At 55.5% G+C, this 14,121-nt stretch carries 11 protein-coding genes; 10 read left to right on the forward strand and 1 reads right to left on the reverse strand.

Annotation, left to right across the window (positions count from 1 at the left end):
• Positions 1 to 44 precede the first annotated feature (44 nt).
• From yieE to cirA, 3 genes are all read left to right on the forward strand, one after another.
• Complete coding sequence (gene yieE, locus ACWKX3_RS01525; RefSeq protein ID WP_006176427.1) at positions 45 to 911, forward strand: DNA-binding transcriptional regulator YeiE; 867 nt, start codon at positions 45 to 47, stop codon at positions 909 to 911.
• Between the two features lie 180 nt (positions 912 to 1,091).
• The gene (locus ACWKX3_RS01530; RefSeq protein WP_153688093.1) at positions 1,092 to 2,561 is read left to right on the forward strand and encodes an amino acid permease; all 1,470 of its coding nucleotides are present in this window, start codon (positions 1,092 to 1,094) and stop codon (positions 2,559 to 2,561) included.
• A gap of 227 nt (positions 2,562 to 2,788) precedes the next feature.
• Positions 2,789 to 4,759 (forward strand): catecholate siderophore receptor CirA, encoded by a 1,971-nt coding sequence (gene cirA, locus ACWKX3_RS01535; protein ID WP_058609831.1) that lies wholly within the window; start codon positions 2,789 to 2,791, stop codon positions 4,757 to 4,759.
• A gap of 101 nt (positions 4,760 to 4,860) precedes the next feature.
• On the opposite strand, the gene fghA is transcribed toward cirA, so the two are convergent.
• Positions 4,861 to 5,688, reverse strand: a complete 828-nt coding sequence (gene fghA / locus ACWKX3_RS01540) for an S-formylglutathione hydrolase (RefSeq protein ID WP_454541160.1) — start codon at positions 5,686 to 5,688, stop codon at positions 4,861 to 4,863.
• Between the two features lie 137 nt (positions 5,689 to 5,825).
• Here fghA and ACWKX3_RS01545 point away from each other — a divergent pair, with 137 nt between their 5' ends.
• The 7 genes from ACWKX3_RS01545 (at position 5,826) to mglC (ending at position 14,019) form a co-directional block, all read left to right on the forward strand.
• Positions 5,826 to 6,974: a YbfB/YjiJ family MFS transporter gene (locus tag ACWKX3_RS01545; protein ID WP_137272328.1), complete on the forward strand. Its 1,149-nt coding sequence runs from the start codon at positions 5,826 to 5,828 to the stop codon at positions 6,972 to 6,974.
• 103 nt (positions 6,975 to 7,077) lie between these two features.
• Entirely contained in the window at positions 7,078 to 7,746 is a 669-nt protein-coding gene (gene folE, locus ACWKX3_RS01550; RefSeq protein ID WP_042320272.1) for a GTP cyclohydrolase I FolE, read from the forward strand.
• 18 nt (positions 7,747 to 7,764) lie between these two features.
• The gene (gene yeiB / locus ACWKX3_RS01555) at positions 7,765 to 8,922 is read left to right on the forward strand and encodes a DUF418 domain-containing protein YeiB (protein ID WP_454541161.1); all 1,158 of its coding nucleotides are present in this window, start codon (positions 7,765 to 7,767) and stop codon (positions 8,920 to 8,922) included.
• Positions 8,923 to 9,077: 155 nt separating this feature from the next.
• Positions 9,078 to 10,100, forward strand: a complete 1,023-nt coding sequence (gene galS / locus ACWKX3_RS01560) for an HTH-type transcriptional regulator GalS (protein ID WP_042320612.1) — start codon at positions 9,078 to 9,080, stop codon at positions 10,098 to 10,100.
• 294 nt (positions 10,101 to 10,394) lie between these two features.
• Complete coding sequence (gene mglB, locus ACWKX3_RS01565; protein WP_006176419.1) at positions 10,395 to 11,393, forward strand: galactose/glucose ABC transporter substrate-binding protein MglB; 999 nt, start codon at positions 10,395 to 10,397, stop codon at positions 11,391 to 11,393.
• 79 nt (positions 11,394 to 11,472) lie between these two features.
• Positions 11,473 to 12,993 (forward strand): galactose/methyl galactoside ABC transporter ATP-binding protein MglA, encoded by a 1,521-nt coding sequence (gene mglA, locus ACWKX3_RS01570; protein ID WP_454541162.1) that lies wholly within the window; start codon positions 11,473 to 11,475, stop codon positions 12,991 to 12,993.
• 15 nt (positions 12,994 to 13,008) lie between these two features.
• Positions 13,009 to 14,019 carry a galactose/methyl galactoside ABC transporter permease MglC gene (gene mglC, locus ACWKX3_RS01575; protein ID WP_006176417.1) on the forward strand — a complete coding sequence of 337 codons (1,011 nt, stop codon included), beginning with the start codon at positions 13,009 to 13,011 and terminating at the stop codon, positions 14,017 to 14,019.
• The last annotated feature ends 102 nt before the right edge of the window (positions 14,020 to 14,121 follow it).

Raw genomic sequence — 14,121 nt, forward strand, 5'->3', positions numbered from 1 at the left:
TTGATTATATATTTATAATCAATCTTTATAAGTGGTAAGCAACCATGCACATTACTTTGCGTCAGCTGGAAGTGTTTGCGGAAGTGCTGAAAAGCGGCTCGACGACGCAGGCGTCGCAAATGCTGTCGCTTTCGCAGTCTGCCGTCAGCGCTGCGTTAACCGACCTCGAAGGGCAGCTGGGCGTTCAGCTTTTCGATAGGGTAGGGAAGCGGCTGGTGGTGAACGAACACGGTCGGCTTTTATATCCGCGCGCGCTGGCGCTGCTGGAGCAGGCGACGGAAATCGAACAGCTGTTCCGCGAGGACAACGGCGCGATCCGCGTTTACGCCAGCAGCACCATCGGCAACTACATTCTGCCCGAGGTCATTGCCCGCTACCGCCGCGACTTCCCGGCCTTGCCGCTGGAGATGAGCGTCGGCAACAGTCAGGACGTGATCAACGCGGTAATCGATTTTCGCGTGGACATTGGTCTTATCGAAGGGCCGTGCCACAACGTCGACATTATTGCTGAGCCCTGGCTGGAGGATGAGCTGGTGGTGTTCGCTTCGCCAGCCTCGTCGTTATTACAGGGCGAGGTAACGCTCGAGCGCCTGGCGCAGGCCCAGTGGATCCTGCGTGAGCAGGGGTCCGGCACGCGCGAAATCGTGGATTACCTGCTGCTCTCCCATCTGCCACAGTTTCAGCTGGGGATGGAGCTGGGAAATTCCGAAGCCATTAAACATGCGGTGCGTCACGGGCTGGGCATCAGCTGTCTTTCGCGGCGGGTGATTGCTGAACAGCTTGAGGCGGGTACGCTGGTTGAAATCCCTGTTCCGCTGCCAAAACTGGTGCGCACGCTGTGGTGCATCCATCATCGTCAGAAACACCTTTCCAGTTCGTTGCAGCGTTTTTTACGCTACTGCGAGATGTAACCCTCCCCGGTGGCGCTTCGCTGACCGGGGCCAGGCGCGCTTTTATGCCCCTGTTTTTATGCTTTACTTATAATCCTGGCCGCGTCATGAAGCTCTCTTATAACTGGGTATTTCTGCCGGAAGGAACGCGGATCGTCTGCTACAATCGCGCCTCATTTAATAAATGGACAGCATTTTCACATGGTTTCAGAAAATAAAACCACAGAAGCGCCCGCGCTACGTCGCGAACTCAAGGCGCGTCACCTGACGATGATCGCCATTGGCGGCTCCATTGGTACAGGTCTTTTCGTTGCCTCTGGCGCAACGATTTCGGCAGCAGGCCCGGGCGGGGCACTCTTCTCTTATATCCTGATTGGCCTGATGGTGTACTTCCTGATGACCAGTCTGGGCGAACTGGCCGCTTACATGCCGGTCTCGGGTTCCTTCTCCACTTACGGGCAAAAGTATGTTGAAGAAGGCTTCGGCTTCGCGCTGGGCTGGAACTACTGGTACAACTGGGCGGTAACCATCGCCGTTGACCTGGTGGCATCACAGCTGGTGATGACCTGGTGGTTCCCGGACACGCCCGGCTGGATCTGGAGTGCGTTGTTCCTGGCGGTGATTTTCCTGCTGAACTACATCTCCGTTCGCGGCTTCGGTGAAGCGGAATACTGGTTCTCTCTGATCAAAGTGGCGACCGTCATCATCTTTATCGTCGTCGGTGTGGCGATGATCGTCGGCATTTTCAAAGGGACAGAGCCGGCGGGCTGGAGCAACTGGACCATAGGCGACGCGCCGTTTGCCGGGGGCTTCTCGGCAATGATTGGCGTGGCGATGATCGTCGGTTTCTCCTTCCAGGGAACCGAGCTTATCGGCATCGCGGCCGGTGAATCTGAAAATCCGGAGAAGAACATTCCGCGCGCGGTGCGCCAGGTGTTCTGGCGTATCCTGCTGTTCTATGTGTTCGCCATTTTGATTATCAGCCTGATCATTCCTTATACCGATCCGAGCCTGCTGCGTAATGACGTGAAAGACATCAGCGTTAGCCCGTTCACTCTGGTCTTCCAGCATGCTGGCCTGCTCTCGGCGGCAGCGGTGATGAACGCCGTTATCCTGACCGCGGTACTCTCTGCGGGTAACTCCGGTATGTACGCCTCTACCCGTATGCTCTACACCCTGGCCTGCGACGGTAAAGCGCCACGTATTTTCGCCAAACTCTCTCGCGGCGGCGTACCGCGTAACGCGCTGTACGCAACCACGGTAATCGCGGGCCTTTGCTTCCTGACCTCGATGTTCGGTAACCAGACCGTTTATCTGTGGCTGCTCAACACCTCGGGTATGACCGGCTTTATCGCCTGGCTGGGGATTGCCATCAGCCACTATCGTTTCCGCCGTGGTTACGTGATGCAGGGTCACGACATTAATGACCTGCCGTACCGCTCAGGGTTCTTCCCGCTGGGGCCGATTTTTGCCTTTGTTCTGTGTCTGATCATTACGCTTGGCCAGAACTATGAGGCGTTCCTGTCTGACACCATTGACTGGGGCGGCGTGATGGCGACCTACATCGGCATTCCGCTGTTCCTGGCGATCTGGTTTGGTTACAAGCTGGTGAAAGGCACACGTTTCGTTCGCTATAGCGAAATGGATTTCCCGGAACGATTCAAAAAATAACCGCAGTTCCTCTCTTTCAGCCCGCTCACTCGAGCGGGCTTTTTTATCTCCACAGTATGCAGAACGGATATAATTTTTAACAATTAAATTGATAATAGTTATCGTTTGCTTTATCGTTATCAAAAATTATAACGCGCCAGCCGACCCGCCACAGACGTGGGCGGCATGATGGGCATTGCGAGCAATAATTCATTGATTTAGTTGTGTTCACCTCATGGAGATATGGAATGTTTAGGTTGAATCCCATCGTCAGGGGAGGCCTTTGTGCGTCCGCTATGTCCCTGGCACTGCCTGTTGTAGCGGCGGAATCCGGCGACACGCTGGTTGTCACGGCCTCGGCTACTGAGCAAAACCTGAAGGATGCGCCCGCCAGTATCAGCGTGATTACCCAGGAAGATTTGAAGCGTAAGCCGGTTCAGAACCTGAAGGATGTGTTACAGGATGTGCCGGGCGTGCAGCTCACCAACGAAGGGGATAACCGTAAAGGCGTCAGCATTCGTGGGCTGGACAGCAGCTATACGCTGATCCTGATCGACGGTAAGCGCGTGAGTTCGCGTAACGCGGTGTTCCGCCATAACGATTTCGACCTGAACTGGGTGCCTGTAGACGCCATTGAGCGTATCGAAGTGGTGCGCGGGCCGATGTCCTCGCTCTACGGGTCGGATGCGCTGGGCGGCGTGGTCAACATCATCACCAAAAAGATCGGCCAGAAATGGACCGGTACCCTCAGTGCGGATTCAACGATACAGGAACATCGCGATCGCGGTGATACCTATAACGGTCAGTTCTATACCAGCGGTCCACTGGTGGACGGTGTGCTGGGGCTGAAAGCCTACGGCAGCCTGTCCAAACGCGAAAAAGACGACCAGCAATCATCTTCTACCTCTTCCACCGGTGAAACCCCGCGTATTGAAGGGTTCACCAGCCGTGATGCCAACGTCGAATTTGCCTGGACGCCGACGGAGAACCACGACTTCACCGCGGGCTACGGCTTCGACCGTCAGGATCGCGATTCCGACTCTCTCGATAAAAACCGCCTCGAGCGCCAGAACTACTCCCTGAGCCACAATGGCCGCTGGGGCGTGGGCAATAGCGAGCTGAAAGTGTATGGCGAGAAGGTGGATAACAAAAATCCCGGCAACGCCAATGCGATTACCTCCGAGAGCAACGCTGTTGACGGTAAATATGTGCTGCCGTTGGGTGAAATTAACCAGTTGCTGACCTTTGGCGGCGAGTGGCGTCACGACAAGCTGAAAGATCCGGTCAACCTCACGGGCGGCTCCAGCAGCAACACCTCAGCAAGCCAGTACGCACTCTTCCTGGAAGACGAGTGGCGCATCTTTGAGCCGCTGGCGCTGACCACCGGTATCCGTATGGATGACCACGAAACCTACGGCGACCACTGGAGCCCGCGTGCCTATCTGGTCTATAACGCAACGGATACGGTAACGGTGAAAGGCGGCTGGGCCACCGCGTTTAAAGCGCCGTCTCTGCTGCAGCTTAGCCCGGACTGGATCACCGGCTCGTGCCGCGGGGCGTGTGAGATCGTCGGTAACCCGGACCTGAAGCCTGAGACCAGCGAAAGTTTCGAACTGGGTCTCTATTATAGCGGGGAAGAGGGCTGGTTAGAGGGTGTGCAGGCGAGCATCACCACCTTCCAGAACGACGTAGACGATCGTATCAGTATCAGCCGTACGGCTAACGTCGATCAGGCACAAAGCTACCCGAATTATGTCGGTCTGAACGCCGACGGCGAGCCTATTTTCCGCTATTACAATGTTAACAAGGCGCGCATCCGGGGTGTGGAAACCGAACTGAAATTCCCGGTGGCGGAAGACTGGAAAGTCACGCTGAACTACACCTATAACGATGGCCGCGATATCAGCAACGGCGGCAACAAACCGCTGTCGGAGCTGCCGTTCCATACGGCAAACGGAACCGTTGACTGGAAAGCCACGCAGGACTGGTCATTCTATGTGCAGGGCAACTATACCGGCGAGAAACGCGCCTTAACCAGCGGTGCCGCGACGCCGGGTGGCTATGTCGTGTGGAACACGGGAGCGTCATGGCAGGCAACGAAAGCCGTTAAGCTGCGCGCGGGCGTGCAGAACCTGCTGGATAAAGACCTCAGCCGTGACGACTACAGCTACACGGAAGATGGTCGTCGCTACTTTGTGGGCGTGGATTATAAGTTCTGATGTCGCTTTAATGCCGGGTGGCGGCTGCGCCTTACCGGGCCTACATTCGAGGGATTTGTAGGCCCGGTAAGCGAAGCGCCACCGGGCAACAAAGGGCGCACTTATCCCATTAAATGCGCCGCATGGAAGCGGAGATGATCCTCAATAAAGGATGCCATAAAGTAATAGCTGTGATCGTACCCCGGCTGAATGCGCAGGGTCAGCGGCCAGTTTTTCTGACGTGCGGCCTCTGCCAGTAGCGCTGGCTGCAGCTGGCCGGCGAGGAACTGATCCGCATCGCCCTGGTCGACGAGCGTGGGGATCGCATCCGCCGAATCGCTCGCCAGCATCAGCGCACAGCTGTCCCATTCCTGCCACTGTTCAGCGTCCTCACCCAAGTAGTGCGTAAAGGCTTTTTGCCCCCACGGCACCTGAGAAGGGTTCACAATCGGCGCAAATGCCGACACGCTGGTGTATTTCCCCGGATTTTTCAGCGCCATGATCAGCGCGCCGTGGCCGCCCATCGAGTGACCGCTAATTGCACAACGCTCGCTCACCGCAAACTCTGCCTGAATCAACGCGGGCAGTTCATCGCGGATGTAATCGTACATGCGGTAATGGTTCGCCCAGGGTTGTTGGGTCGCATTGAGGTAGAAGCCTGCGCCTTTGCCTAAATCGTAGCCAGCATCGTCGGCAACCTCGTCACCGCGCGGGCTGGTGTCCGGCATGACCAGTGCAATACCCAGCTCAGCGGCGACCCGCTGCGCCCCGGCTTTGGTGGTGAAGTTTTCGTCGTTGCAGGTCAGGCCTGACAGCCAGAACAGAACGGGGGGATTTTCCGTCGGTGGCAGAAAAATGCTGAACGTCATAGCACAGTTCAGAACGGCGGAGTCGTGCCGCCAGCGCTGCTGTCGACCTTCAAAACAACGGTGCTCTTCGAGCAGTTCCATGCAGGGCTCCTTATACGAAAAACGATTCATCAAACTCATAATACAGAGTTTTCATTGACCTGTGAGTAACTTTCACTTCCGCTTCACGGCGGGATACTGCATCATAAATTTACTTTTCTTTAACAACTGGAGTGATCATGGCGCTGCGTATCGCGCTCAGCGGATTTGTGGTTCTGGTGGTTGCCATGGGCATCGGGCGGTTTGCCTTTACGCCTCAGGTGCCGCTGATGATTGCCGCCGGGCAACTCACGCTGACCAGCGCGGGGCTGGTGGCGGCGATGAACTACCTGGGTTATCTGGTAGGGGCCTGGGATGCCATGCGCGCCCATCGCTTCGTGGAAACGCGTCTCTGGTTGGGTATGACCGGCGCGGTTGCGCTGACGCTCCTTTCCGCCGCCGCGGATAATGCGCTCGTCCACGGACTGCTGCGCTTTGTTATCGGCTGCATGAGCGGCTGGTCAATGGTGCTGATTGCCGCCTGGACCAACGAGCGTCTGGGCCAGTTGGGAAAGCCGGGCCTGAGCGCGGCGGTCTTCGCCGGGCCGGGGGCGGGTATCGCCCTGAGCGGACTGCTGGCGGTCTATATTCAGGCGAAGGGGCTGTCGGCAGGGGCGGCCTGGCAAATCTATGGCGTGCTGGCGCTGGTGCTTATCGCGCTGGTGGCGCGGTATCTGCCGCGTGCGGGTCAACTCCATCGACCCGGCACGGCGCCTGAGCCACTCACGTTGACCACGGATTTGAAACGGCTGGTCTGGAGCTACAGCCTGGCGGGATTCGGTTACATCCTGCCAGCGACCTTTCTCTCGCAAATGGCGGCCGTGCGATTCCCCGGCAGCGTCTTCGCGCAGTTTGTCTGGCCGCTGTTTGGTGCGGCCGCCGTGCTGGGCATTGCGCTCAGTATCGCCCTGCGTCATTTCTCCACCTCGAACCGCAGGCTGGCCATCGTCCTGTGGCTGCAGGGTGCAGGCGTGCTGGCGGCCTGGCTGTTACCCGGACTTAGCGGACTGCTGATGGGCGGATTGCTGGTGGGCGGCGGCTTCCTGTGTGCGGTTCAGCTCTCCTTACTCTATGGACGCGAGCTGGCGCCGAACCATACGCGCTATATGGCGGGGCTGCTGACCACGGGCTATGCAATCGGTCAATTGATTGGTCCGGTCACCTCCGCTATTTCCACCTGGCTGACCCATCAGCTGGAGCCTGCGCTGGGGCTGGCCGGGGTCGCCTTGTTCATTGGCGGCGCGCTGGTGTGGAACCGTCAGGCCGAAAGGCAGCGGCAATTGCAATAATTATCATCGTGAATACTGGATTATGTGCGTCACCTCACGCACAATGAGCGCACACTTTTGCCACAACGAGGGCAGAAGGAAGCCACACCTGCAGGAGAAAAAAATGTCATCACTCAGTAAAGAAGCTGCCCTGGTCCATGAAGCCCTGGTTGCGCGCGGTCTTGAAACGCCACTGCGCCCGCCGGTTCAGGAGCTGGATAATGAAACCCGCAAACGTCTGATTTCCGGGCACATGACCGAGATCATGCAACTGCTGAATCTCGACCTGAGCGACGACAGTCTGATGGAAACGCCGCACCGCATTGCCAAGATGTATGTCGACGAGATTTTCTCCGGCCTCGATTACGCCAATTTCCCTAAAATCACCGTCATCGAAAATAAGATGAAGGTTGATGAAATGGTGACGGTGCGCGACATCACCCTGACCAGCACCTGCGAGCACCACTTCGTAACCATCGACGGCAAGGCGACCGTGGCGTACATCCCGAAAGACACGGTGATTGGTCTGTCCAAGATCAACCGCATCGTGCAGTTCTTCTCCCAGCGCCCGCAGGTGCAGGAGCGTCTGACGCAGCAGATCCTTACCGCGCTGCAGACCCTGCTGGGCACCAACAACGTGGCCGTCTCTATCGACGCGGTGCATTACTGCGTTAAGGCGCGCGGCGTACGTGACGCCACCAGCGCGACCACCACCACCTCGCTCGGTGGCCTGTTTAAATCCAGCCAGAACACCCGCCAGGAGTTTCTGCGCGCCGTGCGTCACCACAACTAATCAGGCAGGGCAGGAACCATGGAGCGAAACGTCACGCTCGATTTTGTTCGCGGCGTCGCCATTCTCGGTATCCTGCTGCTCAATATTAACGCCTTCGGTTTGCCGAAGGCGGCCTATCTTAATCCGGCCTGGTATGGCGAGATCGCTCGCAGCGATGCCTGGACCTGGGCGGTGCTCGATCTCTTCGCCCAGGTCAAATTCCTGACGCTGTTTGCCCTGCTGTTTGGCGCGGGCCTTCAGCTGTTGCTCAGGCGCGGCACGCGCTGGATCCAGGCGCGCCTGACGCTGCTGGTCATACTCGGTTTTATCCATGGGCTGTTCTTCTGGGACGGCGATATTCTGCTGGCGTACGGGCTGGTGGGGCTAATCTGCTGGCGCTTGATTCGCGATGCGCCCAGCGTCAAAAGCCTGTTTAACACCGGCGTGATGCTGTACGTCATGGGGCTGGGCGTGCTGGTGCTGCTCGGCCTTATTTCGGGCGATTCAACCAACCGCGCATGGATCCCGGACGCGGCTCACCTTCAGTACGAACATTTCTGGAAGCTTAAAGGCGGCACCGAGGCGATAAGCAATCGCGCGGATATGTTGGGCGACAATCTCATTGCGCTGGGCGCGCAGTACGGCTGGCAGCTGGCGGGAATGATGCTGATGGGCGCGTCGCTGATGCGCACCGGCTGGCTGAAAGGCGAATTCAGCCCACGTCATTATCGTCTGACAGGGGCAGGGCTGGTGCTGCTTGGCCTGCTGATCAATCTCCCGGCGGTCGTGATGCAGTGGCATCTGTCGTGGAACTACCGCTGGTGTGCCTTCCTGCTTCAGGCTCCACGTGAGCTGAGCGCGCCGTTTCAGACCATCGGCTATGCGGCGCTGATCTACGGTTTCTGGCCACAGCTTAGCCGGCTGTGGATCGTCAGCGCCGTGGCCTGCGTAGGCCGCATGGCGCTCAGCAACTACCTCCTTCAGACGCTGATTTGCACCACGCTGTTCTATCGATTTGGCCTGTTTATGAAATTCGACCGGCTGACGCTCCTGGCATTCGTTATTCCGGTCTGGGCCGTGAACCTGGCGTTTTCCGTTATCTGGCTGCGCTATTTCCGCCAGGGACCGCTGGAGTGGGGATGGCGTCAATTAACCGCACTTGCGTCGGGTGTATCATTGAGTAATACAACCAGATAACGATCTGGATCACAATCATTAACAAAACGGATGTAAGCGTTTTCATCTGTGTGACCTTCTTCACGTAGTCCCCTTCCGCTCGCTGCCAGAATAGCCTCCTTGCTAAACACAGGGGGTGTCTGTGAGTTGCTGCAATCCTTTGAAGGATGGTGAACATGATCACCATTCGTGACGTTGCCCGTCTGGCGGGCGTTTCCGTAGCGACCGTCTCTCGCGTGCTGAACAACAGTGCGCTGGTCAGCCCTGAAACGCGTGAAGCCGTTGTAAAAGCCGTCACCCAACTGGGGTACCGACCCAATGCCAATGCTCAGGCGCTCGCGACCCAGGTCAGCGACACCATTGGCGTGGTGGTGATGGATGTGTCAGATGCCTTTTTTGGCGCACTGGTCAAAGCGGTGGACGTTGTCGCGCAGCAGCATCAGAAGTACGTGCTGATTGGCAACAGCTATCATGAGGCGGAAAAAGAGCGCTATGCCATTGAGGTGTTGATCCGCCAGCGCTGTAACGCCTTAATCGTGCACTCAAAAGCGCTCAGCGATGAGGAGCTGGCCGGGTTTATGGAGCAGATCCCCGGCATGGTGCTGATCAACCGGATTGTCCCTGGCTATGCCCATCGCTGCGTCGGGCTGGATAACGTCAGCGGCGCAATGATGGCGACGCGGATGCTGATAAACAACGGCCATCAGCGCGTTGGTTACCTTGCTTCCAGCCATCACATTGAAGATGACGATATGCGCCGGGAAGGGTGGCAAAACGCGCTGAAAGAGCAGGGCATTGTCCCGCTGGACAGCTGGATCGGCACGGGTACGCCGGATATGCAGGGAGGCGAGGCCGCGATGGTCGAGCTGCTGGGACGTAATCTTCAGCTCTCTGCCGTCTTTGCCTATAACGACAGCATGGCGGCGGGGGCGCTGACCGCCCTGAAGGACAACGGTATTGCGGTGCCACAGCATTTATCGCTGATAGGATTTGATGATATCCCCATCGCGCGTTACACCGATCCGCAGCTGACAACGGTTCGCTACCCCATTGCCTCCATGGCAAAACTGGCGACGGAGCTGGCGTTACAGGGCGCAGCAGGCATGCTTGATGCGGGTGCAACCCACTGTTTCATGCCGACTTTAGTGCGTCGTCATTCGGTATCCATTCGGCAAATTGTGGCTCCGATCACTAACTGATTACACAGAGTGATGTAACCGTTTTCAATCTGTGAGTAAATTCACAGTATCTTAACAAGACGCTGACTATGATGTCAGCGTTTTAGGGGCTGAAACGCTATGTAACGGTGATTATTCACTTTGACCATAGCAAACGTGCCGTAAACATCTAAAAAAACGCATTTCTGGAGCCTTACCGATCACGGAAGAGAGAAAGTTTATAAGTGAACTTCGGCTGCCAGTAACGTTTATTTAACATCTGCCCGCCGACCGTTATTCACAAGAACTACCCTGCATAAAAAAACCGGAGATACCATGAATAAGAAGGTGTTGACTCTGTCTGCTGTAATGGCAAGCATGCTTTTTGGTGCAGCTGCACACGCTGCGGATACCCGTATTGGCGTGACCATTTATAAATACGACGACAACTTCATGTCTGTTGTGCGTAAAGCAATTGAAAAAGATGCCAAGGCAGCGCCAGATGTTCAGCTGCTGATGAATGATTCCCAGAACGACCAGTCCAAACAGAACGATCAGATTGACGTGCTGCTGGCAAAAGGCGTGAAAGCGCTGGCAATCAACCTGGTTGACCCGGCTGCAGCAGGCACGGTAATTGAAAAAGCGCGCGGCCAGAACGTGCCAATCGTCTTCTTCAACAAAGAACCTTCCCGTAAAGCGCTGGACAGCTATGACAAAGCGTTTTACGTCGGGACTGACTCCAAAGAGTCCGGTATTATCCAGGGCGACCTGATTGCTAAACACTGGGCGGCAAACCCGAACTGGGATCTGAACAAAGACGGTCAGATTCAGTTCGTTCTGCTGAAAGGCGAACCGGGCCACCCGGATGCGGAAGCACGTACCACCTACGTTATCAAAGAGCTGAACGACAAAGGTCTGAAAACCCAGCAGCTGGCGTTAGATACCGCCATGTGGGACACCGCTCAGGCGAAAGATAAGATGGACGCGTGGCTCTCTGGTCCGAACGCCAACAAAATCGAAGTGGTTATCGCCAACAACGATGCGATGGCAATGGGCGCGGTAGAAGCGCTGAAAGCACACAACAAATCTTCCATTCCGGTGTTCGGCGTGGATGCTCTGCCAGAAGCGCTGGCGCTGGTGAAATCTGGCGCGATGGCCGGTACCGTGCTGAACGATGCCAACAACCAGGCGAAAGCCACCTTCGATCTGGCGAAAAACCTGGCTGACGGTAAAGGTGCCGCTGATGGTACCAACTGGAAAATTGAAAACAAAATCGTTCGCGTACCTTACGTGGGCGTAGACCAGTCCAACCTGGCTGAGTTTCTCGGTAAATAAGTGAGTTAACCTGTCTCCACTGGGCGCAATTCGTTGCGCCCATTTATAACGCGCTATGCGAGGCCAACAAGGTATAATTATGGTCAGCACAACTACTCAGTCGTCCGGTGAATACCTGTTGGAAATGAGCGGTATCAACAAGTCATTTCCCGGCGTTAAGGCACTCGATAACGTTAATTTAAAAGTGCGTCCTCACTCTATTCATGCCCTGATGGGGGAGAACGGTGCGGGTAAATCAACGTTATTAAAATGTCTTTTTGGGATCTATCAAAAAGATTCTGGCAGCATTCTTTTTCAGGGGAAAGAGATCGATTTCCATTCGGCGAAAGAGGCGCTGGAAAACGGTATCTCAATGGTTCACCAGGAACTGAACCTGGTACTGCAACGGTCGGTTATGGATAATATGTGGCTGGGTCGCTATCCCACCAAAGGTGTATTTGTCGATCAGGATAAAATGTATCGCGACACCAAAGCCATATTCGACGAGCTGGATATTGATATCGATCCGCGCGCCCGCGTGGGAACATTATCCGTTTCCCAGATGCAGATGATCGAAATTGCGAAAGCATTCTCCTATGACGCCAAAATCGTCATTATGGACGAACCCACTTCTTCCTTAACGGAAAAAGAGGTTAACCACCTTTTTACCATTATTCGTAAGTTGAAAGACCGCGGCTGCGGTATTGTCTATATCTCGCATAAGATGGAAGAGATTTTCCAGCTGTGCGACGAAATTACCATCCTGCGCGACGGCCAGTGGATTGCCACCCAGCCGCTGGAAGGGCTGGACATGGACAAAATCATCGCCATGATGGTGGGCCGCTCCCTGAACCAGCGCTTCCCGGACAAAGGGAACACGCCGGGCGAAGTGATCCTTGAGGTGCGCAACCTCACCTCGCTGCGCCAGCCGTCGATTCGTGACGTGTCGTTCGATCTGCATAAAGGCGAAATTCTGGGGATCGCGGGCCTGGTCGGCGCCAAGCGCACCGATATTGTGGAAACGCTGTTTGGTATTCGCGAAAAATCCGGCGGCACTATTACGCTGCACGGCAAAAAAATTAATAACCACAACGCCAACGAAGCCATTAATCACGGCTTTGCGCTGGTGACGGAAGAGCGTCGCTCAACCGGCATTTATGCTTATCTGGATATTAATTTTAACTCGCTGATCTCCAATATCCGTAACTACAAAAGTAAAATCGGTCTGCTGGATAATTCCCGCATGAAAAGCGATACCCAGTGGGTTATTGACTCCATGCGCGTGAAAACGCCGGGCCACCGTACGCAAATCGGTTCGCTTTCCGGTGGTAACCAGCAGAAGGTGATTATTGGTCGTTGGTTATTGACTCAGCCAGAAATTCTGATGCTGGACGAACCCACCCGCGGTATCGATGTGGGTGCAAAGTTTGAGATTTATCAGTTGATCGCTGAGCTGGCGAAAAAGAATAAAGGGATCATTATTATTTCTTCCGAAATGCCGGAATTGTTAGGGATCACAGATCGTATTCTGGTCATGAGCAATGGTCTCGTTGCCGGAATTGTTGACACCAAAACGACAACGCAAAACGAAATTTTACGTCTTGCGTCTTTGCACCTTTAAGATCAGGGGCTCCTCATGAGTGCGTTAAATAAAAAAAGTTTTCTCACTTACCTGAAAGAAGGCGGTATTTACGTTGTTCTTTTAGTCTTGCTGGCCATTATTATTTTCCAGGACCCTACGTTCTTAAGTCTGCTGAACTTGAGTAACATTCTGACCCAGTCTTCCGTGCGTATTATCATCGCGCTGGGCGTGGCGGGTCTTATCGTCACCCAGGGGACAGACCTGTCGGCAGGGCGTCAGGTTGGCCTGGCGGCGGTTATCGCGGCAACGCTGCTGCAGTCGATGGAAAACGCCAATAAGGTCTTCCCGGAAATGGCAACCATGCCGATTTTCGTGGTGATCCTGATTGTCTGCGCCATCGGGGCAATCATCGGCCTGATTAACGGTATCATCATCGCTTACCTGAACGTGACGCCGTTTATCACCACCCTGGGTACGATGATCATCGTTTACGGTATCAACTCCCTTTATTACGACTTTGTTGGCGCTTCCCCCATTTCGGGCTTCGACAGCGGCTTCTCAACCTTCACGCAAGGGTTTATTGCGATGGGCAGCTTCCGCCTGTCGTACATCACCTTCTATGCGCTGATTGCGGTGGCCTTCGTCTGGGTGCTGTGGAATAAAACGCGCTTCGGTAAGAACATCTTCGCCATCGGCGGGAACCCGGAAGCGGCGAAAGTTTCCGGCGTGAACGTGGCGCTGAACCTGCTGATGATCTATGCCCTGTCCGGCGTTTTCTACGCGTTTGGCGGGATGTTGGAAGCGGGGCGTATCGGCTCTGCCACCAACAACCTCGGCTTTATGTATGAGCTGGATGCGATTGCGGCCTGCGTGGTCGGCGGCGTCTCCTTCAGCGGCGGTGTCGGTACCGTCATCGGCGTGGTAACCGGTGTGATCATCTTCACCGTGATCAACTACGGTCTGACCTATATCGGCGTGAACCCTTACTGGCAGTACATTATCAAGGGCGCGATTATCATCTTCGCGGTAGCGCTGGACTCCCTGAAATACGCGCGTAAGAAATAAGAGAAGTGATGTGAAAAAGCCCGCTCCTGTAGCGGGCTTTTTTTACCGGGCCTACAAAATCGCAATGGCAGGTCGGGTAAGGCGAAGCCGCCACCCCACGGG

The sequence above is a fragment of the Enterobacter sp. UPMP2052 genome (genome assembly GCF_053709675.1).

Excerpts from the sequence above, each read along its gene's own strand:
- yieE (WP_006176427.1), top strand. The coding sequence starts at position 45 with ATGCACATTACTTTGCGTCAGCTGGAAGTGTTTGCGGAAGTGCTGAAA.
- ACWKX3_RS01530 (WP_153688093.1), top strand. The coding sequence starts at position 1,092 with ATGGTTTCAGAAAATAAAACCACAGAAGCGCCCGCGCTACGTCGCGAA.
- cirA (WP_058609831.1), top strand. The coding sequence starts at position 2,789 with ATGTTTAGGTTGAATCCCATCGTCAGGGGAGGCCTTTGTGCGTCCGCT.
- fghA (WP_454541160.1), bottom strand. The coding sequence starts at position 5,688 with ATGGAACTGCTCGAAGAGCACCGTTGTTTTGAAGGTCGACAGCAGCGC.
- ACWKX3_RS01545 (WP_137272328.1), top strand. The coding sequence starts at position 5,826 with ATGGCGCTGCGTATCGCGCTCAGCGGATTTGTGGTTCTGGTGGTTGCC.
- folE (WP_042320272.1), top strand. The coding sequence starts at position 7,078 with ATGTCATCACTCAGTAAAGAAGCTGCCCTGGTCCATGAAGCCCTGGTT.
- yeiB (WP_454541161.1), top strand. The coding sequence starts at position 7,765 with ATGGAGCGAAACGTCACGCTCGATTTTGTTCGCGGCGTCGCCATTCTC.
- galS (WP_042320612.1), top strand. The coding sequence starts at position 9,078 with ATGATCACCATTCGTGACGTTGCCCGTCTGGCGGGCGTTTCCGTAGCG.
- mglB (WP_006176419.1), top strand. The coding sequence starts at position 10,395 with ATGAATAAGAAGGTGTTGACTCTGTCTGCTGTAATGGCAAGCATGCTT.
- mglA (WP_454541162.1), top strand. The coding sequence starts at position 11,473 with ATGGTCAGCACAACTACTCAGTCGTCCGGTGAATACCTGTTGGAAATG.
- mglC (WP_006176417.1), top strand. The coding sequence starts at position 13,009 with ATGAGTGCGTTAAATAAAAAAAGTTTTCTCACTTACCTGAAAGAAGGC.